The following is a 22,334-nucleotide window of genomic DNA, read 5'->3' as shown; positions in this document are numbered from 1 at the left end:
TGTATAAAGTCTTTAAAACTATTGCTTTCAGTAAGTATTTTATCTAAATCAGTAGTTAACAACATAATTAATACTATAACAACACAAAACATGAAAAAAACAATTTTTAGTTCCGTATTAGCACTGAGCCTTATCGGGTGTACCAATACAACTCCGGTAAATTATGCATTATTTACAGGTAAAATTAAAAACCTTGATGCTAAACAAGTGACTCTAGAAAAATTAGATCAATCTTTTAAAAAAGAAATTGCTGTAGAAAACGGTGTGTTTGCAGATACAATCAGAGCTAATTCTGGGCTTTATTTTCTTAGTATAGATAAAAACAAGAGTACTCCTATCTATTTAGATCATGGAAGTAAAGTAAATCTTATTGCAGATGCTACAGATTTTAGTAGTTCTATTGAAGTTTCTGGTAAAGGAGCAGAGACTACCAATTATATGCTTTATAAGAAGAAACTAATTTCGGAGCAAAAAGGAAAGGGTATGGATGTATATAAGTTGGAAGAGGATGACTTTAAAGCTAAATTTAAGGAGATAGCCCAAACTTTAAATGCTAAATTAGACACGGCTCAAGGTATTTCTACAGAATTTAAAACTCTTGAAAAGCGTAACCTTAATTACGAATATTTAAATGAATTAGAACGTTATGCAGGAGGATATCATAGACAATGGGCTCAAAAACGTGGTTATAAACCTTCTAAAGACTTTTTGGCAGAATCAGAAGGTGTTGATTTAGATAATGGTATTGATTTTCAGTTTTCTAGCGCTTACAAAGAAATGGTAAACCGCTATTATAATAAACAAATAAATGCTATGCTTAAAGACGGTTCTCTTGAGTATGGACTAATAGGAGTAACGGTATATTCCAAGATTCCAAATCAAATTATTAAAAACGAACTTATTTTTAAAAAAGCAGAATACGATTTATATCAAACCATAGATTTTGAAAAATTCTTTGACCTTTTTATAAACGCATCAACAAATGCAGAAAATAATGCAAAGATTACTAAAATTTACAAAGAGTTAAGTAAAGTAAATCCAGGACAGCCGTCTCCAAAATTCATAAATTATGAAAAGCATTCAGGAGGCACTTTGTCTTTAGACGACCTTAAAGGACAATATATTTATATAGATGTTTGGGCTACTTGGTGTGTGCCTTGTATAAAGGAAATACCAGATTTAAAACGTATTGAAAAAGCGTATCACGATAAAAATATTACGTTCTTAAGTATCTCTGTTGATGTTGAAAAAGATTATGACAAATGGAAAGAAATGGTGGTAGATAAAGACCTTGGTGGTATTCAAGTAATTGCAGATAACGGCTTTGAATCACAATTCATATCAGATTATATAATCAAATCAATTCCGCGTTTTATATTAATAGATCCAAACGGTGTAATTGTAACACAAAATGCTCCAAAACCATCAGATCCTGAGTTATTAGAATTATTTAATACACTAGAGATTTAAAATAGTATAAGAATACTATTCTGAGTTTATTTTTCAGAAATAGTATTTGTAATAGAGCAACAAAGAGTTGTTAAAGATTTTAAAACCCTATAGTTTACATATTAGCATGAAACAAAACACAAATAATTTAGTTTTAATTAAAGCATATATTCTTCTCATTTTTCTTTTTTTCAATCAGTTAAATGTTAATGCCCAACAAGAGAACGAAACCTATTTTAAAGTATCACCTTTAGAAGATTCAGATTTAAAACTTGAAGATTTAGAGCATCAAATTCAAAAAACATATAAAAAAGTATTGGCCAGTACTGTTACCATAAATACACATGCGACAGGAGTTTTGGTCTCTTCTGACGGCTATATTTTAACAGCAGCTCATGTTGTTTTAGGTGTTAGAGAAGAACAGAGTAGTATAACAATGAGTGACGGCACTACCTATAAGGCTATTCATTTAGGTTTAGATGAGAAAGGGGATTATGCACTTATGAAAATAGTAGATAAAGGGACATGGGAATATCTAGAGTTAGGGTCTTCTTCAGATTTAGGACAAGATGAAGCTTGTTTAATGTTTGGTCATTCTAGCGGATATCAAGCAGATCGACCAGCTTTAATGCGTATAGGATTTTATAAAGGGACCAAGGCATTAGGGTACTTAAAAACAAGTTGTATTATGATGCCAGGTGATTCAGGCGGACCTTTAGTAGATTTAAATGGAAAAGTAATAGGTGTTTGTAGTCATATAGATCGTTCAATGGAGGATAATTTTTACGCGCCAATAGACCCCGTAAAAGCAAATTGGACAAAGTTAATTAACGGAGAAAGGTTTAATAAAAGAGGACCAAGAGAGCCTCAATTTCCTAAAGATAATGAAACGATTTCACCGTCAAAGACCACGGCAGATTTTTCTTTAGAAGGCGGAAAAGGTGCTATAATTAAAGCCATTGGAAAAACGGTAAAAGACCTACACAAATCGGTAGTCAAAATAAAAAGCCTTAATGAAGATAAAACAGAGGTAAACACTTACGGTACTATTGTAAGTTCTAAGGGCTATATAGTAGCGAAAGCTTCAGAGTTAAGTAAATCAGGGTTAAGCTGCGAGCAGTATAATGGCGTAATTAGTCCGGCAAGACTAATTGGGATTGATAAATCTAACGATTTGGCTGTGCTGCAAATCCAATCAAAAGATATAATTGCAATTAATATTCCCAAAAAGACAGATACAAGAGTCGGAACATTAATAGGGTCAGCAAGTTTTAAGGAAGACATTAAGTATTCAGGAGTTATTAGTGCTCCCGCAAGACAGATATTACCAGCGGCAGCTTCTCAAGGTTTTTTAGGAGCATCAGTAACATTTTCAAATAAAATTTTTGTGCTTTATGAAAATGGAGCAGCAAAGTTAGCTGGGTTAAAAAGAGGAGATATCATAGTTAAATTTGATGACACAAAGATAGAAAGTAGTGAAGACCGTATTTCATTTTTAAAAACCACTCAAGTAAATCAAAAGGTAAAGGTAACAGTTTTAAGAGAGGGAGCGGAAAAGGAAGTAGAAGTTACTTTGTTAAAGGAGAACGAAAAGAGAATACGAAATAGACATATTGGTTATGATCTTGATACAAGCGAACGAAAGTATGATTTTACTCAAGCCTTTACTCACGATATGCCTATAGAGGTTAATGAAACAGGAACCCCGGTTGTAGATATAAAAGGAAATGTAATCGGAATAAATATAGCTAAAGAAAATAGAACGAGTTCTTTTGCAATTCCTTTAGATGTTGTTTTACAAACAGTAAAGGATATAAAATAATAAAGATATATTATGATATTTCAACTTTCTTTAACACTTGTTTTTATACATTATTTTGAATTAGTCTAAGAGTGTAAAAGAAGCAAAAGGCTGTCTAAAAAGGCAGTCTTTTTTACAACATAATAAAAGATAAAATGAAACACACATTATTTTTTTTCGCATGTCTTATCACTTGGTGTTTTAATGGCCAAGTATTAGACCCGGTAAAGTGGAGTACTTCTGTAGAGAAACTATCCGATACAGAATACAATTTAATCACAACCGCAAAGATAGATTCTGGCTGGCATTTATATTCGCAAACAGTACCAGAAGGGGGTCCAATAGCCACGACGTTTACCTACGATAATTCTGAAGAGACTTTTACTTTAAAAGGGAATACAATAGAAGACGTAGGACATACCATTGAGGATCCTGTGTTTGAGATGGAGATTAAGTTTTTTGAAGGCGAAGCTAAATTTATTCAAAAAATAAACGTTAGCAAACCTACACCAACCCTTTTAGGTTTTGTAGAATTTATGGTTTGCGACGATACGCGTTGTTTACCACCAACCGAAATTGAATTAGAATTTCATTTGGAAGAAAACACAGCTTCAGCAGCCTCAGCAAGTAAAGCGTCAGACGCATCAACAGGAGTAGAAAAGGCCGTGAAAAACTCCTCAGATTCGGCAAGTAATACAGGTCTTTTTTCTATCTTTTTTATAGCCTTTTTATCAGGTTTTGCGGCTTTATTAACGCCATGTGTATTCCCGATGATTCCTATGACGGTAAGCTTCTTTACCAAACAAAGTAAAAATAAAGCAGCTGGAATTAAAAATGCAATTATCTACGGTGTTAGTATCATTGTTATTTATGTTTTATTAGGAAGTGCCGTAACCGGAATTTTTGGGGCAAGTGCATTAAATGCATTGTCAACCAATGTTTGGTTTAACGTAATTTTCTTTGTGTTGTTAGTCGTTTTTGCAGTATCTTTTTTAGGCGCATTCGAAATAGTATTACCAAACTCGTGGGCCAATAAAGTAGACTCTCAAGCCGATCGCGGAGGATTAGTAGGTATTTTCTTTATGGCCTTAGCCTTAGCCATAGTATCTTTTTCATGTACAGGTCCAATTGTGGGAACGCTTTTGGTAGAATCAGCCTCTAAAGGCGGAATAGCACCCATTATCGGGATGTTTGGATTTTCGTTAGCCATAGCATTACCCTTTGCGTTATTTGCAGCCTTTCCAGGCTGGTTAAATTCGTTACCAAAATCGGGAGGGTGGTTAAATACCGTAAAAGTAGTATTAGGCTTTTTAGAATTAGCTTTAGCATTTAAATTTTTATCGAATGCAGATTTAGTGCTTCAACTTCATATTTTAGAGCGCGAAGTGTTTGTAGCAATTTGGATAGCAGTTTTTGGTACTTTAGCCTTTTATTTATTCGGAAAGATCCAATTACCACACGATTCCCCCTTACCATATATATCTGTAGGACGCTTAAGTTTAGGTCTTATAGTGTTGTCATTTACCATTTACATGATTCCCGGACTTTGGGGCGCACCATTAAATATAATTAGCGCATTTCCACCGCCCCAAGAATATAGCGAATCGCCTTATGGAGTAGGCTTCTCAAAATTAGGTTCAGGAGGTAGTGCATCTGCACACGGAGATTTACCAGGTGGGGCCCATTTATTAGCGCCTCACGATATCATTGCATTTGATGATTACGATACCGGATTAGCGTATGCAAAGAAAGTAGGAAAGCCAGTACTGTTAGATTTTACAGGTTGGGCATGTGTAAACTGTAGAAAGATGGAACAAAATGTTTGGCCAGAACCAGCTGTTTTAAATATTTTAAAAAACGATGTGGTTTTAATATCGTTGTATGTAGATGATAAACGGGAACTAGAATCAGACGAGATTGTAGCATCACAATTAAAACCTGGGAAAAAGTTAAAATACATAGGTCAAAAGTGGAGTGAGATGCAAACTATAAAGTACAAATCAAATTCACAACCATTTTACGTAATTATCGACCATAACGAAGAGAAATTAGTCGATCCAGTAGGGTATACACCAGATGTAGACACATATCATGCTTGGTTAGAAGAAGGGGTTAATAAATTTTAAAATTATAAATAAAATCTAAGAGTTTTATTTATAATTCATCTTATAAATACAGCTGTAATAAAGAACTTTCAAAAGCGTGTGCTTCTTGAAAGTTTTTTTTTATTGTGTCAAACAAAGTATTGAAAATCAGTTTTTTTTAGTGGTTTAAAATGATGTCTTTATGTAATGGGAGAATATCAACGCAAAGGATCGCATACAGTAAGTTGTTTAAGTTGTCAGATAAGTTGGTTTACCAAATATAGATATAACCTATTGAAAGGTATATTCAGTCAAGTGTATGCGGCCAGGATGTACTGAATCAAATAGGTGAAGCCGAAGAACTTGAAATATTAAAAAGAAGTTATGAGTTCAGACCATATACATATGGAATATTCTTCAAAACAGAGTATTAGTTTAAAAAAAAAACAAATGAAGGGCAGGAATTTAAGAAAGTTATAGCAAGAATTTCTGAAGTTAAGGGAGCATTAGTGGGATAACACTTTTGGGCCACAGGTAATGGTGTCTGGAGTACAGGAAACATGATAGATGACATGGTGAATGAATATTTAGGACATCATAAATCATAAAAAGCCTCATTTGATCAACTCTAATTTCATATTAGGGTGAAAACAAAGAGGGACTTATGTCTCTCGTATAATAAATCTATGGAGTTAATCTATAGTGTCTTGATTTTAGCTTTATTAGTTTTATAAAAAAAATTATCGCCCATTTAGGGCGATAATTATATATAGATTTAAATGGTTAAAAAGTAATTAACAATTTAGTTTTTTACTATAATTTTCTTAGTAATTGATTGTGTACCGTTGTCTAATTTTAATAAATATAATCCAGATGTTAAATTATGGTTTATTACATTGTTATTAATTGTTCCAGTTTGCACTTGCTTACCTAATAAATTATATATTGAGTAGTTAATTTCTCCATCTAATGTAGTTTTAACATTTAAAAAACTAGTTGATGGATTTGGGTAAATTGAAATTGAATTATTAAGTTCAAATGTATTAGTACTTAATAATTTATCATTTGTATAAGTATATAATTCTCGTCCCAAATCAGTAAATTCAGGATTAGAATCTGTATAGGCAGCTTCAAAATATAACGCGTTGTTTAGCTTAACAATATCATCAACACTATCAATTAAGTCCATTTCTATACTTTCTATAGTAACTCCGTTTGTTCTGTACAAGTTGTAGCTAGCAAAAGTCGCTACAGATTTACCGGCGTAATATAAGTAGCCGTCACCAGGTGCAACAAAGTGGACAGGGTCGTGGTTAAAAGAGAAACCAGTAGGATTAGCTTCAGTAGTACCACTAAGGTTAGTAACTTTGTTTGCTGTAGGGTCGTATACCCATAGTTGGTCAAAGCTACCATCATCACCTTCAAAATACAATTTATTCTCCCAAGCGAATAAAGACGCAAGACCATTAATAGAAGATGCAATTGTTACTTGTGTTGTTCCTGCTGCGGTACCATCGGTTACCCATAAATTGTTGTCATATTCAAAGTAAACATTGTCTCCCATCTTTGTGAAATGAGTTAAAGAAGAGTCTCCATTAGCATCATCAAAATTTTTAACCAACGTATAGGTTTGATTAGAAATGTTGTAAAGGTATAATTCTTGCCCGTCAGATGTGCCTCCTACAGTATATGTCATATTAAATAAAATAGAATTATCGTTAAGTGCAATATAATTACTTCCAGCTGATATTGTGCCTGAACCAGTATCTGGTAATACTTGTAAGTTTGTGCCGTCAAATTCATAATAAATACCTGTAAATACACCATCAGCATCAGTAATATACTTTCTCATATAAGCTTTATTACCAATAATTGTAGGTGGTTCGAATTGAAAATCATTAAATAGTAGTACTGTTCCTGCTTCTGTACCATCTGTAGTGTAGAGACTGTAATTTCCTGTAGATGTCTCGTATACTTGGAAATATAATTTATTATTTAATTCAAAGAACTTTGATGGGCTTGAGTCATCACTAGATCCATCAATATCTTTTAACAACACTGTACCTTCAGGTGTTCCATCAGAAACCCAAAGTTCAATACCAACATCTACACCATTAGTATTTGAAGCAATTTGATCATCTGCAGCAAAATAAAGTTTACCGTTAAATGCAGTTAAATTATTTGGGCTAGAGTGGCGACCTTCTTTGCCTACAGCACCAGGAAAAGCATTAATGTCTTTAACAAGTGTAATTTGTTGCGAATTTGCTAAGCTTGATATAAGAAGCAAAGCAAAAAGGTAATAATGTTTCATAATTATTTATGTTTTAGTTTATATGCTCTATTACGTTCGTTTATTATTTTACCCTTAGTTTATTTTTATTTTTTTTTAAAATTCTTACAACTATATCTTGTGTTTTCTCTGTTTTGTTGCTAAAAACTTATAAAAAAGCTTGTTTTGTTTTGGATTGTGTTGTGTGTATAAAGCTATAAAATTACACTGTGTAAGAGTAAAATAGTTATAGATACTATTCATGTTTCGAGTTTATTAACTGAATTTGAAGATGCGTTATCTTGCTAGGGTAATTTAAATTAATAAAGAAGTGTATTTGTGTATAGTTGTTAAGCTTAAGTGAAAATAGTTGATTAAAAATTAAGACTAAATCAAGTGGGGTAATAAACCAGAAAAACAATCTTACCGAAAAACAACTAAAAGTCAAACAAGTATTAAACTAAAGGAACTTTAAAACCTTATGTATTAAGATTAGTCTCACAAATAGAAATCTTTGAAATTATTTTTAAAATTTAAGAAAACTATGTGTGTATTTATTTAAAAAAGTATATGCGAAAATTGAACAATATATATATTTATGATAAATGATTTAAAAAGTTTATTTAAACTTTCAAATTAATAGAGTTGCTAAAAAGTAAAAACTCGTTATAAAGTTATTTAGGTGGGGTGAAAAATTAAAAAGAAAACTTGTTAGAGATATATGTTTTGGGTTTTAAGTTATTTACTAGTTGCAATAGTTTTAGATGAAACTATGATGGAGGTCTGCAAAGGGTAAGAAAAAAACAAAAGCATTAGTGATAAGTCAAGAAAAAGAGATTTTAGTATGATTAGCGTTTTATAAGAGAGGGGTTCAATGTTAACTTTTTAAAATAGTATTTAGAAGATGTAATTTTAATCTTTAAAAAAGTTTTTATATACAATACATAAAAATAAATCGTCTTCGCTAAAGTTTTTTCTAATTATTTTAAAAGCTTTATACATGTGAGACTCTACTGTTTTTACAGAAATATTTAATTGTTCTGAAATTTCTTTATACTTAAGACCTTCAAATTTATTTAAATATAAAATCTCTTTGCATTTTTCAGGTAGTGTTTCTATCACATTTTTTAATTTATTAATGCGTATATCTAAAGCTTCATGATCTGGTGTAATTCTATCTCTTAGAGCTTGTTCTTTAAGTTCATTAAAAAAAGCATTTCTTTTTTTTTGTTTTCTGTATATATCTATATAAGTATTGTATGCTATTCTATATAAATAACTTTTAATAGATTTTTCAGAATTTATATTTAATCTATTGTTCCAAAGTGTAATAAAAGTTTGTTGTACTATATCTTCAGCTTCTTGTAAATCATAAGTATAGGTAATGGTATAATCTAAAAGATTTTTATAATAACGCTCAAATAAGATTCTAAAAGCTTTTTTGTCGCTTTTTTTAATCTCAATAGCTAATAAAGAGTCGTTAATTAAAACTTCCAAAATAATTCTGTTTTTCTATTAATATACAAATATGCCAAAAAAAAATAATAAATAGACTAAGGGTAAAATAATAAATTAACGTATTAGTAATATTAAGTTAAGTAAAACAAACAAACCGTTGAAAAAAATAACTATAAAATATATAACGAGTACAATATCTTCAAAAGAGTTGTTAGAACTTAAGGAGATGTTAAAAGAAAAGGAAAATCAAGAACTTTTCAAAGACTATGTCAAAGATTATTATGATGTACATGCCGTACTAAATAAACCAGATGTAGATAAAGCTTTTGATAAACTTTGGAAGGAAATAGAGAAACAAAAACCATCTAGACAATTGTTTTTTCCCATGTGGTTTAAATATGCAGCAGCAGCTGTGTTAGTTTTGATGTTTTCGTTATCTTACTATTTAATAAATAACAAAGAACAAGCAGAGGTTAAACACTCTGTTGTAGAAACAGGAACCCCTGGTTTTAATAAGGCTATTTTAACTCTGGAAGACGGTTCTAATATTGTGTTAGAAAAGGGACAGCCTTATAATGCAGCTAAAGTTACTAGTAATGGAGAACAAATTATATATGACAAAAAAGACGAGAATCATATATTATATAATTACTTAACCGTACCAAGAGGAGGGAGGTTTGAAGTTGAATTGGCTGATGGTACTCGAGTTTGGTTAAATTCAGATTCAAAATTAAAATATCCAGTTAGCTTCAAATCAGGTACAACACGTGAAGTTGAACTTGTGTATGGGGAAGCTTATTTTGATGTGTCTTCAAGTAAAAATCATAATGGAGCATCATTTAAAGTACGTTCTAAGCTACAGGAAGTAGAGGTGCTAGGAACAGAATTTAACTTAAAAGCTTATAAAGACGATATAAGTGTATATACTACTTTAGTTGAAGGTGAAGTATCTGTGAAAAACGAAGCTTTTAAGGAAGTTTTAGATCCTGGTTATCAGTCTGTCGTGGTAGGTGAGAGAGAGGTTATTGATGTTAGGACGGTAAATGTTTATAATGAAATAGCTTGGAAAGAGGGTATTTTTTCATTTAGAGATAAACCGTTGAAAGAAATTATGAAATCTTTATCTAGATGGTATGATGTAGATATACTTATTAAAAATAAAGAACTTGAGGATATAAGGTTTAATGGTGTCTTAAGTAAAACTATGACTTTAGAAGAAATATTAATTCCAATAAAAAGAAACACAAATCTGAAATATAAATTATATGATAAAAAGATAATTATTGAATAAAAAAGGGACAAATCGTAACATACCGCTCAAAGTACACTGATTTCATCCCTTAGTTTTAACATGTATTAATTAAATTATTAACTAACACCATGCAAATTTATGAATTTTAATTTTACTAAAGAATTTTACTTTTTTAGAAAATCAACCAAAAACATTATTATGAGAACAATTTTGATGTTGTTTTGCTCTACTATTTTTAGTTTTACGCCTGCCGATATCATCTCTCAAAATGCAAAAATTACAATTAATCAGGATAAAACAGTTTCTGTAGATGAGATTTTTGATATTATTCAGTCGCAAACAACGTATACTTTTATTTATCGTTCAGATCTTTTTAAAGAAATTCCTTCTGTTACGTTAAATAAAAGTACAATTAAAGTCAAGGATTTATTATCTAAGGTCATATCTACTAATCAGTATAGTTTTGAACTATTAAAAGATAATACTATTGTTATAGAAAAAAAGGTTGCAAGAGTAATACAAGAAGAAATTACAGGTAATGTTACCGATGAAAAAAATAGTCCATTAGCGGGTGTAAGTGTTTTAATTAAAGGTACTAGAAGAGGGACGCTAACAGATTTTGATGGTGATTTTAAGATTAAAGGTCTTAAGACTACAGATGTCTTAATTTTCTCAAGTATGGGGTTTGAAAAACAATATATTGAAGTAGGAGATAAAAAAGTAATAAATGTAGTATTAAAAGAATCTTCTAATGAGTTAGATGAAATAGTTGTCTCTGGAAAGAAAACTGTAAATACAGGGTATCAAGTGCTTTCAAAGGCAAAATCTATTGGTTCATATGAGGTTGTTGGATCTGATGTCATCGAAACTAAATTTCAAACAAATATTTTAGATAGATTAGAAGGGACTGTAAGTGGTTTGTCTTTATACAGAGGGACACCTGTTATTAGAGGAGTTTCTACACTTAATGGAGAAGATTATCCTTTAATTGTTTTAGATGGTGCGGTTTATGAAGGTGATTTAGAGTCTATTAACCCTAACGATATAGAGAATGTTACAGTATTGAAGGATGCTACAGCGGCTTCAATTTACGGTGTAAGATCTGCCAATGGAGTTATTGTGGTAACTACCAAAAGAGGTATTGTTGGTAAACCAACTTTAAGTTACTCATCATCATTTCAAATAGAGCCATTACCAAGTAGATCATATCAAAACTTAATGTCTTCTCCAGAATTTGTTGATTATCAGATAGATGTTTTTAATGCAACAGTGTCCGATACACGAAAGACTTCAACCTTAGCTTTAGACGAAGTTAATACATTATTATATGCACATGAAGATGGTTTAATTTCAACAGAATATTTAAATTCAGAATTAGATAAACTAAGAAACTTAGATGGTTATGATCAAGTTGTAGATGAGTTGTTAACTCCAAAAATTACACAACAACATAACCTTGCATTAAGAGGTGGTACTGAAAAGCATCAATATGCATTATCTCTTAATTATTCGAGTAGAGGTTCTTTTGAAAAAGATAGACCTGTTGAGCAATTAGGGCTAAACGTAAAAAACTATTTTAAATTTAATGACTGGTTTAAATTTGATATTTCTCTTTTAGGTAGCTATGGTTTTTCAGATTATTATTCAGGGGTTTCAGGTATTGCTTTATTAGGAGCTTCACGACTTCCTTATGAAGTGCTTAGAGATGAAAATGGAAATCCAGCAGAATGGAATTACATTAAAAGTGATAGCGAGATTGAGAGGCTTATTTCGTTAGGATTATTAGATCAATCGTATTATCCGCTTAATCAATTGAAGGAAGTAAAAACATCAAGTAAAAGTCCTTCTGCTGTTATAAATGTTGGAACAGAAATTAAACTTTCAGAATCTTTAGGCTTGGAATTAAGAGGTCAGTTAGGGTACGGTAAAACCCATAGTGAGATTTATGCATCAGAAGATAGTTATAATGTTCGTAATATGATAAACGATGCTACTCAAATAATTAATGGTGAGGTTATTAATAATATTCCTTACGGTGGTCAGATTACAGAAACCTTTTACGATAGAAATTCATATACTTTACGAGCACAACTTAATTACTCTAAAACATTTAAAGAAAAACATGATGTAAATGTAATTTTAGGGGGAGAGAGAAGCAAAGCAGTTACAGAATCATATGGATTTAAACGTTATGGTTATGATCCAGAAAGTTTAAGTTTTACAGATGTAGATGAGGCTACCTTAGTGGCAGGGATTCAGACAACACAATCTGTTCTAGGGACTTTTACTTTAGGAGGACAAACTATTTACCAAAATACAGATAGTAGATATATATCTGGTTATGCAAATGTTTCTTACATGTATGATGATAAATTAGGATTTAATGTAAGTGCAAGAATGGATGAATCTAATTTATTTGGTAAAAACCCTAAATATACATATAGACCACTTTGGTCTTTTGGATCTAACTATATTGTAGATACAGAATCTTTATCTTTACCATGGCTTAATAGATTAAAAGTTAGAGCTACATATGGAATAAGTGGTAATGTTTTTGATAATAGTGGGCCATTTGCCATAGCATCAATTTCTACTATTCTTAATGAGGCTGGAGAAACACAAGCAAATATAACTTCTCCCCCAAATGAAGATTTAAGATGGGAACAAACATACATAACCAATATAGGTATAGATTACGAGTTATTTTCTAAAAAATTATCAGGTAGTATAGAATTTTATAATAAGAGAACCGTAGACGCTGTAGCTTATGTAGACTCAGACCCTATTTTAGGTTGGACAAGCCTTCCTAAAAATTATGCTTCATTAAACAACAGAGGTATTGAATTGCAAATTAGTCCAAAATTTATAACTACCGATGATTTTAGATGGAGTGGTAATTTAATACTTAGTTATAATAGAAATAAAGTTACAGAGTTCGTAGAAGAAAGAACTACATATGTATATGATTATGTTTCTGAAAATCAACTAAGAGAAGGGCAAGAATTAAATACACTTTATGCTATACGTTATGCTGGCCTAAATGACAAAGGAGCTCCAACAGCTTATAAGGCAGATGGTACTCTTGTTAATAGTTACCTAGATTTAAGTCCGGAAGATTTAGTAGATAAAGGAACTTACGACCCACCATATCACGCATCTTTATCTAATAATATTACTTATAAACAATTTAATCTTTCATTTTTATTTATCTATTATGGAGGACACGTTCAGAGAGATGTAGCCGCAGGGTACTATCCAACATTTAGATATCCATATGAATTAACTCGTAATATAGATAAAGTACATTTAAATTATTGGAAACAGCCAGGTGATGAGGCCGATATAAACAAATCTCCAGGAATAAATTGGGATAATGCTTCAAACCCTAATCAAGTTCTAAGTTCTCAAAGAAATATTTGGACATATGCAGATGTAAATGTTCAAAAAGCAGATTATGTTAAGTTAAGAAATATAACATTAGCTTATACTGTACCTAAAATAATCTTAGATAAAGTTAATTTATCTAGTTTAAGACTAACTTTAGATGTAAGAAACCCATTTAGATGGGCGAATAATAGAAATAATCTAGATCCTGAAGTTTGGACAGAAGATGGTAGTAGAGGTACAGCAATTATGCCAACATATACTTTTGCAATTAATTTAAACTTTTAAAAAATATGAAATATAATTATAAAATAGTATTAGGATTACTAATTATTTTAAATTTTTCTTGTGATGATTTCTTAGAAATAACACCACTAGGACAAACCATACCTTCTACATACAATGATTATGTGTATTTGTTGAATAGTGATGCTCTTATATATCAGTCTGAAATTGGTTATGTTAATCTTTTTACAGATGATTTAGAAAAGTCTTTAGACGATGATATGCCTGATGAAGTTGGTTTTTCATCACTTCCAGAGTTTGGCATAAATTATTATTATTTTAATCCTGGACCTACTTATCCTTTAGATACTAATGATGCTTTTTTCTCATCAGCTTACTCACAAATTTATACGTATGATTTTGTGGCAAATGGTATTATGGAGGTAACAGACGCAACTGAAGAAGAAAAATTAGCTGTTAAAGCAGAAGCCTTATTTTGTAGAGCATACAATTTTTTTAAATTAGTAAATCTTTATGCAAAAGCTTACGATCCTGATACAGCTAGTACAGATTACGGAGTACCTTTAATTTTAGATGATAATATTTATGCAGAATATGGTAGGAATACAGTTGAAGAAGTTTATAGTCAGATAATTAGTGATTTGTTGGAAGCGATTCCTAATCTTAATTTAAATGCTTCTAGTAACTATCACCCAACACTATCAGCCGGCTATTTTCTATTAGCTAAAGTATATTTATTTAGAGGCGAATTTGAGCAAGCTCTTACATATGCAAATTTAGCCATAGAGAATAAAGGGTCTTTTGAGTTACAAGATTTAAAAAATTATATAGCTTTTGAAGGAGGCTGGGGCGGAAGAATCTTTAATAACACAACATATGAAGCAATGGAAGAAATGTATGACGTTTCAGAAAATATGTATATTAAAAATTCGCTAACTAATTTTAATGGTACTGCTTTAGCCACAGAAGAGTTAGTAGCTGTATATGAAAAAGATTTACCAGAAGGCTCAATAGATAAGCGTAGAGATTTGTATTTTGAAACTGATCAAGCAGAGTTTAATCTTGGTAGCCCAATTTTTTTCCCTGGTAGAACAATTTATGGTGCTTTTGTAACTAGAAATGCCGGAATTTTGTTGCCCGATTTATATCTTATTTTAGCAGAATTAGAAGCAAGGATAGGTAGTAAAGATCAAGCCATGGAGTATATAAACTATCTTAGAGATTATAGAATTACCAACAATGTCCCTTTAACAGCAGCCTCTAACGAAGACGCTTTAAACATTGTTTTAGAAGAAAGAAGAAGAGAACTTAGTTTCCTTTCTGATTTTAGATTTCAAGATCTTAAAAGATTGAATAAAGAATCTGCTTTTGCTAAAACAATAACGCATACTGTAGAAGGTGTAGATTATACATTACCACCAAACGATCCAAGATGGATTTTACCACTTTCTAATGATGTTATACAATTTAATCCAGATATGCCACAATACGATAGATAACCAGCTTATGAAAAATATAATTATAATTTTAATAACAACATTATTCCTATCTACTTCAGAAAACCCTCATTATGTAATTAATGGGGTTTTTAAAGGGGGAGAAGGACAAGAAATCGTTTTAGAAGAACTTTCCAATATGCGCGTTGTAAAGCGCTTAGGTTCTACACAAGTAGATTCTAATGGTAAATTTACCTTTACAGGGGATGCTTTTGGAGAAATAAAAGAAGTCAGATTATCTATTGTAGGAACTCGATTTAAAGAAAATTTTATACTAGAAGATACGGTTATTAATGTAAATATTATAACAAAAGTAGTTACAGAGAAATACACCAAATATCTTTTTGAATTAGAACGCGGAAAAGAAGACGCAGTTTATGCTAAGTTAAAGTCTAATTATAAGGAAAGACGAACCGTTTGGGGAGGTAAAAGTAATCGAGTAGTTAAAGCCAATGAAGCGGGAGAACTTAGTGATGAAGACTTAGAAAAAACGCGAGCAAAATTAGATGCAGATTTTATTGATGAAACGCTTAATATTTTAAGCAATTATCCAGATAGTTATGGGACTTATTTTTATATAAAAAATTATATGTTAAGATATGATCCTTTACCTGTAGTAGAGCAAGCCTTTGCAAACTTATCAGATCGTATAAAAAACTCAAAAGAAGCTACCGTTTTTAAAGATGAGGTAAAAGAGTTAAAAAGGTCTTTTGTAGGAGGCACGCCAGAGAACTTTACCATCCCGTCATTAGATGGAGGCGAAACGAGTTTGTATCAATACCGAGGTAAAGTTTTACTTATAGATTTTTGGGCAACCTGGTGTGGTCCATGTCTAAAGGCAATGCCTCATGTAGGAGAGATTTACGAAGAATTTCATCCACAAGGATTGGAGGTTTTAGGAATATCTTACGATAGAGACGAGAGTAAATGGCGTAATTTTTTAAAGCAAAACGAATATGTTGTTTGGGATCAGGCCTCTTCATTACTAGAATGGAATTGCCCATCAGCAAAAACATTTGCCATAACCATGATACCAGAAACGATCTTAATAGACAAAGAAGGAGTCATAGTAGCACGAGGCCTTCAAGGAGAAGAGCTAGAATCAAAAATAAAAGAATTACTAGCCAAGTAATACTTTTTAAAAATATTAAAACAATTACATTATAGTTTTAATACTATTTATCTACTTAAAACCTCATTATGTACATAATGAGGTTTTAAAAGAAGGAAGAATAAATCTTTCTCATCATAACGTGTTTGTATAAAAAGTTAACTTCAAAATCAGTTTGTTACAAAAAGGATTTTGTTTGAGATGAGTTCACATACAAGAACCAATAAACACTTAAAATTACTAGATGTATTGGTAAATACCATTATCCTCTATTTTACACTATTTTATTAAATGAAAACACTAATATTTAGTTTCGGATTGATTTTAAGCCTCATGGTTTTCAATAAAGAAACAGCAGTAGACTATGCTCTATTTTCAGGAAAGATTGAAAATTTAGAAGCAGAAGAACTCACCTTAATTAAGTTAAACAAAACTTTTAAAAAGAAAATTTCTGTAGCTTCAAACGGTGTTTTTTCAGACACTATAAGAGCGGGATCAGGACTTTATTTGCTAACAGCAGGAAAAAACAGTGTTAGTATTTATTTAAATAACGGAAATGATATTACACTTACAGCCAATTCAAAAGATTTTAATCATTCACTTAAAATTTCAGGAGAAGGTTCGGGAACGACCAATTATCTATTATTAAAAAGTAAAACAGACTCTCAGAAATTAGAGGAGTCCTTATTTTATGCATTAGATGAAGTAGAGTTTAAAAATAACATCAAAAAAAGCACCTTATTACTCTCTAAAGCCTTAGACACTCTAGAGGGCGTAGATCCAGCTTTTAAAGCTTTAGAAAAGCGTAAGCTTAATTACAATTATTTATTAGAGTTATCAAAATACGCAACAGGAAAACACGTGTATTGGTCAAAACAAGCCTATTATAAACCCACAGCAGAATTTTTATCAGATTTAGATACTTTAGATGTCAATAATGAGGCCGATTTTGTATCAATTAATACTTATAAACAATTAGTGATAGCGCATTATAATGATGAAATTAAAGCGTTATCTAAAAAGGAATCAATACCTTATATGCTAGCAAAGCTTAAGGTTCATGCGACTATTGCGAATGAAACCATTAAGAATGAGTTGTTATTTACAGGAGCAGAATATGGATTGATGAAAGCGACAGATGTTGAAGCGTATTATAAAACCTTTATAAATGCATCCACAGATGCAGCGAACAATGCTAAAATTACCGCAACTTATAATAAGTTAATAAGTGTTAACAAAGGTAAACCCTCACCAACCTTCACAAATTACGAAAAGTATTCAGGAGGCACTTTGTCATTAGCGGAACTTAAAGGACAATATGTTTATATAGATGTTTGGGCTACTTGGTGCGTACCCTGTCTAAAAGAAATACCAGATTTAAAGCGAGTTGAAAAAGCATATCATGGAAAGAATATTGTTTTTTTAAGTATCTCCATAGATGAATCAAAAGATTATGACAAGTGGAAAAACATGGTTAAAACAAAAGAGCTAGGCGGGATTCAAGTACTTGCAGATAAGGGCGGGAAGTCTAAATTTTTAGATGACTATTTTATTTCTTCTATTCCGCGTTTTATATTATTAGATCCAGAAGGGAATATCGTAGATAAAAAAGCCCCGAGACCATCAGATCCTGAGTTATTAGAATTATTTAATACACTAGAGATTTAAAATAGTATAAGAATACTATTCTGAGTTTATTTTTCAGAAATAGTATTTGTAATAGAGCAACAAAGAGTTGTTAAAGATTTTAAAACCCTATAGTTTACATATTAGCATGAAACAAAACACAAATAATTTAGTTTTAATTAAAGCATATATTCTTCTCATTTTTCTTTTTTTCAATCAGTTAAATGTTAATGCCCAACAAGAGAACGAAACCTATTTTAAAGTATCACCTTTAGAAGATTCAGATTTAAAACTTAAAGATTTAGAGCATCAAATTCAAAAAACATATAAAAAAGTATTGGCCAGTACTGTTACCATAAATACACATGCGACAGGAGTTTTGGTCTCTTCTGACGGTTATATTTTAACAGCAGCTCATGTTGTTTTAGGTGTTAGAGAAGAACAGAGTAGTATAACAATGAGTGACGGCACTACCTATAAGGCTATTCATTTAGGTTTAGATGAGAAAGGGGATTATGCACTTATGAAAATAGTAGATAAAGGGACATGGGAATATCTAGAGTTAGGGTCTTCTTCAGATTTAGGACAAGATGAAGCTTGTTTAATGTTTGGTCATTCTAGCGGATATCAAGCAGATCGACCAGCTTTAATGCGTATAGGATTTTATAAAGGGACCAAGGCATTAGGGTACTTAAAAACAAGTTGTATTATGATGCCAGGTGATTCAGGCGGACCTTTAGTAGATTTAAATGGAAAAGTAATAGGTGTTTGTAGTCATATAGATCGTTCAATGGACGATAATTTTTACGCGCCAATAGACCCCGTAAAAGCAAATTGGACAAAGTTAATTAACGGAGAAAGGTTTAATAAAAGAGGACCAAGAGAGCCTCAATTTCCTAAAGATAATGAAACGATTTCACCGTCAAAGACCACGGCAGATTTTTCTTTAGAAGGCGGAAAAGGCGCTATAATTAAAGCCATTGGAAAAACGGTAAAAGACCTACACAAATCGGTAGTCAAAATAAAAAGCCTTAATGAAGATAAAACAGAGGTAAACACTTACGGTACTATTGTAAGTTCCAAGGGCTATGTAGTAGCGAAAGCTTCAGAGTTAAGTAAATCAGGGTTAAGCTGCGAGCAGTATAATGGCGTAATTAGTCCGGCAAGACTAATTGGGATTGATAAATCTAACGATTTGGCTGTGCTGCAAATCCAATCAAAAGATATAATTGCAATTAATATTCCTAAAAAGACAGATACAAGAGTCGGAACATTAATAGGGTCAGCAAGTTTTAAGGAAGACATTAAGTATTCAGGAGTTATTAGTGCTCCCGCAAGACAGATATTACCAGCGGCAGCTTCTCAAGGTTTTTTAGGAGCATCAGTAACATTTTCAAATAAAATTTTTGTGCTTTATGAAAATGGAGCAGCAAAGTTAGCTGGGTTAAAAAGAGGAGACATCATAGTTAAATTTGATGACACAAAGATAGAAAGTAGTGAAGACCGTATTTCATTTTTAAAAACCACTCAAGTAAATCAAAAGGTAAAGGTAACAGTTTTAAGAGAGGGAGCGGAAAAGGAAGTAGAAGTTACTTTGTTAAAGGAGAACGAAAAGAGAATACGAAATAGACATATTGGTTATGATCTTGATACAAGCGAACGAAAGTATGATTTTACTCAAGCCTTTACTCACGATATGCCTATAGAGGTTAATGAAACAGGAACCCCGGTTGTAGATATAAAAGGAAATGTAATCGGAATAAATATAGCTAAAGAAAATAGAACGAGTTCTTTTGCAATTCCTTTAGATGTTGTTTTACAAACAGTAAAGGATATAAAATAATAAAGATATATTATGATATTTCAACTTTCTTTAACACTTGTTTTTATACATTATTTTGAATTAGTCTAAGAGTGTAAAAGAAGCAAAAGGCTGTCTAAAAAGGCAGTCTTTTTTACAACATAATAAAAGATAAAATGAAACACACATTATTTTTTTTCGCATGTCTTATCACTTGGTGTTTTAATGGCCAAGTATTAGATCCGGTAAAGTGGAGTACTTCTGTAGAGAAACTATCCGATACAGAATACAATTTAATCACAACCGCAAAGATAGATTCTGGCTGGCATTTATATTCGCAAACAGTACCAGAAGGTGGCCCAATCGCGACCACGTTTATCTACGATAATTCTGAAGAGACTTTTACTTTAAAAGGGAATACAATAGAAGAAGCAGGACATACCATTGAAGATCCTGTGTTTGAGATGGAGATTAAGTTTTTTGAAGGCGAAGCTAAATTTATTCAAAAAATAAACGTTAGCAAACCTACACCAACCCTTTTAGGTTTTGTAGAATTTATGGTTTGCGACGATACGCGTTGTTTACCACCAACCGAAATTGAATTAGAATTTCATTTGGAAGAAAACACAGCTTCAGCAGCCTCAGCAAGTAAAGCGTCAGACACATCAACTATAGGAGTAGAAAAGGCCGTGAAAAACACCTCAGATTCGGCAAGTAATACAGGCCTTTTGTCTATCTTTTTTATAGCCTTTTTATCAGGTTTTGCGGCTTTATTAACGCCATGTGTATTCCCGATGATTCCTATGACGGTAAGCTTCTTTACCAAACAAAGTAAAAACAAAGCAGCTGGAATTAAAAATGCAATTATCTACGGTGTTAGTATCATTGTTATTTATGTTTTATTAGGAAGTGCCGTAACCGGAATTTTTGGGGCAAGTGCATTAAATGCATTGTCAACTAATGTTTGGTTTAACGTAATTTTCTTTGTGTTGTTAGTCGTTTTTGCGGTGTCTTTTTTAGGCGCATTCGAAATAGTATTACCAAACTCGTGGGCCAATAAAGTAGACTCTCAAGCCGATCGCGGAGGATTAGTAGGTATTTTCTTTATGGCCTTAGCCTTAGCCATAGTATCTTTTTCATGTACAGGTCCAATAGTGGGAACGCTTTTGGTAGAATCAGCCTCTAAAGGCGGAATAGCACCCATTATCGGGATGTTTGGATTTTCGTTAGCCATAGCATTACCCTTTGCATTATTTGCAGCCTTTCCAGGCTGGTTAAATTCGTTACCAAAATCGGGAGGGTGGTTAAATACCGTAAAAGTAGTATTAGGCTTTTTAGAATTAGCTTTAGCATTTAAATTTTTATCGAATGCAGATTTAGTGCTTCAACTTCATATTTTAGAGCGCGAAGTGTTTGTAGCAATTTGGATAGCAGTTTTTGGTACTTTAGCCTTTTATTTATTCGGAAAGATCCAATTACCACACGATTCCCCCTTACCATATATATCTGTAGGACGCTTAAGTTTAGGTCTTATAGTGTTGTCATTTACCATTTACATGATTCCCGGACTTTGGGGCGCACCATTAAATATAATTAGCGCATTTCCACCGCCCCAAGAATATAGCGAATCGCCTTATGGAGTAGGCTTCTCAAAATTAGGTTCAGGAGGTAGTGCATCTGCACACGGAGATTTACCAGGTGGGGCCCATTTATTAGCGCCTCACGATATCATTGCATTTGATGATTACGATACCGGATTAGCGTATGCAAAGAAAGTAGGAAAGCCAGTACTGTTAGATTTTACAGGTTGGGCATGTGTAAACTGTAGAAAGATGGAACAAAATGTTTGGCCAGAACCAGCTGTTTTAAATATTTTAAAAAACGATGTGGTTTTAATATCGTTGTATGTAGATGATAAACGGGAACTAGAATCAGACGAGGTTGTAGCATCACAATTAAAACCTGGGAAAAAGTTAAAATACATAGGTCAAAAGTGGAGTGAGATGCAAACTATAAAGTACAAATCAAATTCACAACCATTTTACGTAATTATCGACCATAACGAAGAGAAATTAGTCGATCCAGTAGGGTATACACCAGATGTAGACACATATCATGCTTGGTTAGAAGAAGGGGTTAATAAATTTTAAAAGGTAATCAAGATAGGTTATGTTTTAAGATACTTTCGGTGAAGTTAGAGTGAAAAAGCTTAAATAGAACTGTGCCTAATAAAGAAGAAGATTAATAAATTTTCGTGAAAACTTGTAATGAAGTAAGCTTATTTAAAATGAAGTGAAAGAAAAAATATAGAATATATTTATATAATCGTGATTTTTGGGACTACAATGTTTCTAATG

The 22,334-nt window shown here is 31.9% G+C and carries 12 protein-coding genes; 10 read left to right on the top strand and 2 right to left on the bottom strand.

Going from position 1 to position 22,334, the window contains the following annotated elements; genetic code table 11:
- The first annotated feature begins 90 nt into the window (after positions 1-90).
- From FNB79_RS16460 to FNB79_RS16450, 3 genes are all read left to right on the top strand, one after another.
- Complete coding sequence (locus FNB79_RS16460) at positions 91-1,470, top strand: TlpA disulfide reductase family protein (protein WP_143382402.1); 1,380 nt, start codon at positions 91-93, stop codon at positions 1,468-1,470.
- Positions 1,471-1,576: 106 nt separating this feature from the next.
- Positions 1,577-3,271, top strand: coding sequence for a S1C family serine protease (locus FNB79_RS16455; protein WP_143382401.1), 1,695 nt, complete (start codon positions 1,577-1,579; stop codon positions 3,269-3,271).
- A gap of 134 nt (positions 3,272-3,405) precedes the next feature.
- Positions 3,406-5,376 carry a protein-disulfide reductase DsbD family protein gene (locus FNB79_RS16450; RefSeq protein WP_143382400.1) on the top strand — a complete coding sequence of 657 codons (1,971 nt, stop codon included), beginning with the start codon at positions 3,406-3,408 and terminating at the stop codon, positions 5,374-5,376.
- A gap of 760 nt (positions 5,377-6,136) precedes the next feature.
- Here the strand turns inward: FNB79_RS16450 and FNB79_RS16445 are convergent.
- Both FNB79_RS16445 and FNB79_RS16440 read right to left on the bottom strand, forming a co-directional pair.
- A complete protein-coding gene (locus FNB79_RS16445) occupies positions 6,137-7,645 on the bottom strand; it encodes a T9SS type A sorting domain-containing protein (protein ID WP_143382399.1) in 1,509 nt (502 codons plus the stop codon).
- Between the two features lie 870 nt (positions 7,646-8,515).
- The gene (locus FNB79_RS16440) at positions 8,516-9,100 is read right to left on the bottom strand and encodes an RNA polymerase sigma factor (protein ID WP_185967802.1); all 585 of its coding nucleotides are present in this window, start codon (positions 9,098-9,100) and stop codon (positions 8,516-8,518) included.
- Between the two features lie 118 nt (positions 9,101-9,218).
- Between FNB79_RS16440 and FNB79_RS16435 the strand changes: the two genes are divergently transcribed.
- The 7 genes from FNB79_RS16435 (at position 9,219) to FNB79_RS16405 (ending at position 22,127) form a co-directional block, all read left to right on the top strand.
- Positions 9,219-10,352: a FecR family protein gene (locus tag FNB79_RS16435; RefSeq protein WP_143382397.1), complete on the top strand. Its 1,134-nt coding sequence runs from the start codon at positions 9,219-9,221 to the stop codon at positions 10,350-10,352.
- 159 nt (positions 10,353-10,511) lie between these two features.
- Entirely contained in the window at positions 10,512-13,985 is a 3,474-nt protein-coding gene (locus FNB79_RS16430; protein WP_185967801.1) for a SusC/RagA family TonB-linked outer membrane protein, read from the top strand.
- Between the two features lie 5 nt (positions 13,986-13,990).
- A complete protein-coding gene (locus tag FNB79_RS16425) occupies positions 13,991-15,442 on the top strand; it encodes a RagB/SusD family nutrient uptake outer membrane protein (protein ID WP_143382395.1) in 1,452 nt (483 codons plus the stop codon).
- A 7-nt stretch (positions 15,443-15,449) separates the two neighbouring features.
- Positions 15,450-16,571: a TlpA disulfide reductase family protein gene (locus FNB79_RS16420; RefSeq protein ID WP_185967800.1), complete on the top strand. Its 1,122-nt coding sequence runs from the start codon at positions 15,450-15,452 to the stop codon at positions 16,569-16,571.
- 270 nt (positions 16,572-16,841) lie between these two features.
- Positions 16,842-18,218: a TlpA family protein disulfide reductase gene (locus tag FNB79_RS16415; protein ID WP_143382393.1), complete on the top strand. Its 1,377-nt coding sequence runs from the start codon at positions 16,842-16,844 to the stop codon at positions 18,216-18,218.
- A 106-nt stretch (positions 18,219-18,324) separates the two neighbouring features.
- Entirely contained in the window at positions 18,325-20,019 is a 1,695-nt protein-coding gene (locus tag FNB79_RS16410) for a S1C family serine protease (protein ID WP_143382392.1), read from the top strand.
- A 134-nt stretch (positions 20,020-20,153) separates the two neighbouring features.
- The gene (locus FNB79_RS16405) at positions 20,154-22,127 is read left to right on the top strand and encodes a protein-disulfide reductase DsbD family protein (RefSeq protein ID WP_143382391.1); all 1,974 of its coding nucleotides are present in this window, start codon (positions 20,154-20,156) and stop codon (positions 22,125-22,127) included.
- The last annotated feature ends 207 nt before the right edge of the window (positions 22,128-22,334 follow it).

Origin of the sequence: Formosa sediminum (assembly GCF_007197735.1) — a bacterium.
Classification (GTDB): domain Bacteria; phylum Bacteroidota; class Bacteroidia; order Flavobacteriales; family Flavobacteriaceae; genus Formosa; species Formosa sediminum.
Note: the sequence above shows the minus strand (reverse complement) of the source record. Positions and strands in the feature narration are given on the sequence as shown.

What these genes read in the sequence shown, in the direction of transcription:
- FNB79_RS16460 (WP_143382402.1), top strand. Translation starts at nt 91, where the DNA reads ATGAAAAAAACAATTTTTAGTTCCGTATTAGCACTGAGCCTTATCGGG.
- FNB79_RS16455 (WP_143382401.1), top strand. Translation starts at nt 1,577, where the DNA reads ATGAAACAAAACACAAATAATTTAGTTTTAATTAAAGCATATATTCTT.
- FNB79_RS16450 (WP_143382400.1), top strand. Translation starts at nt 3,406, where the DNA reads ATGAAACACACATTATTTTTTTTCGCATGTCTTATCACTTGGTGTTTT.
- FNB79_RS16445 (WP_143382399.1), bottom strand. Translation starts at nt 7,645, where the DNA reads ATGAAACATTATTACCTTTTTGCTTTGCTTCTTATATCAAGCTTAGCA.
- FNB79_RS16430 (WP_185967801.1), top strand. Translation starts at nt 10,512, where the DNA reads ATGAGAACAATTTTGATGTTGTTTTGCTCTACTATTTTTAGTTTTACG.
- FNB79_RS16425 (WP_143382395.1), top strand. Translation starts at nt 13,991, where the DNA reads ATGAAATATAATTATAAAATAGTATTAGGATTACTAATTATTTTAAAT.
- FNB79_RS16420 (WP_185967800.1), top strand. Translation starts at nt 15,450, where the DNA reads ATGAAAAATATAATTATAATTTTAATAACAACATTATTCCTATCTACT.
- FNB79_RS16415 (WP_143382393.1), top strand. Translation starts at nt 16,842, where the DNA reads ATGAAAACACTAATATTTAGTTTCGGATTGATTTTAAGCCTCATGGTT.
- FNB79_RS16410 (WP_143382392.1), top strand. Translation starts at nt 18,325, where the DNA reads ATGAAACAAAACACAAATAATTTAGTTTTAATTAAAGCATATATTCTT.
- FNB79_RS16405 (WP_143382391.1), top strand. Translation starts at nt 20,154, where the DNA reads ATGAAACACACATTATTTTTTTTCGCATGTCTTATCACTTGGTGTTTT.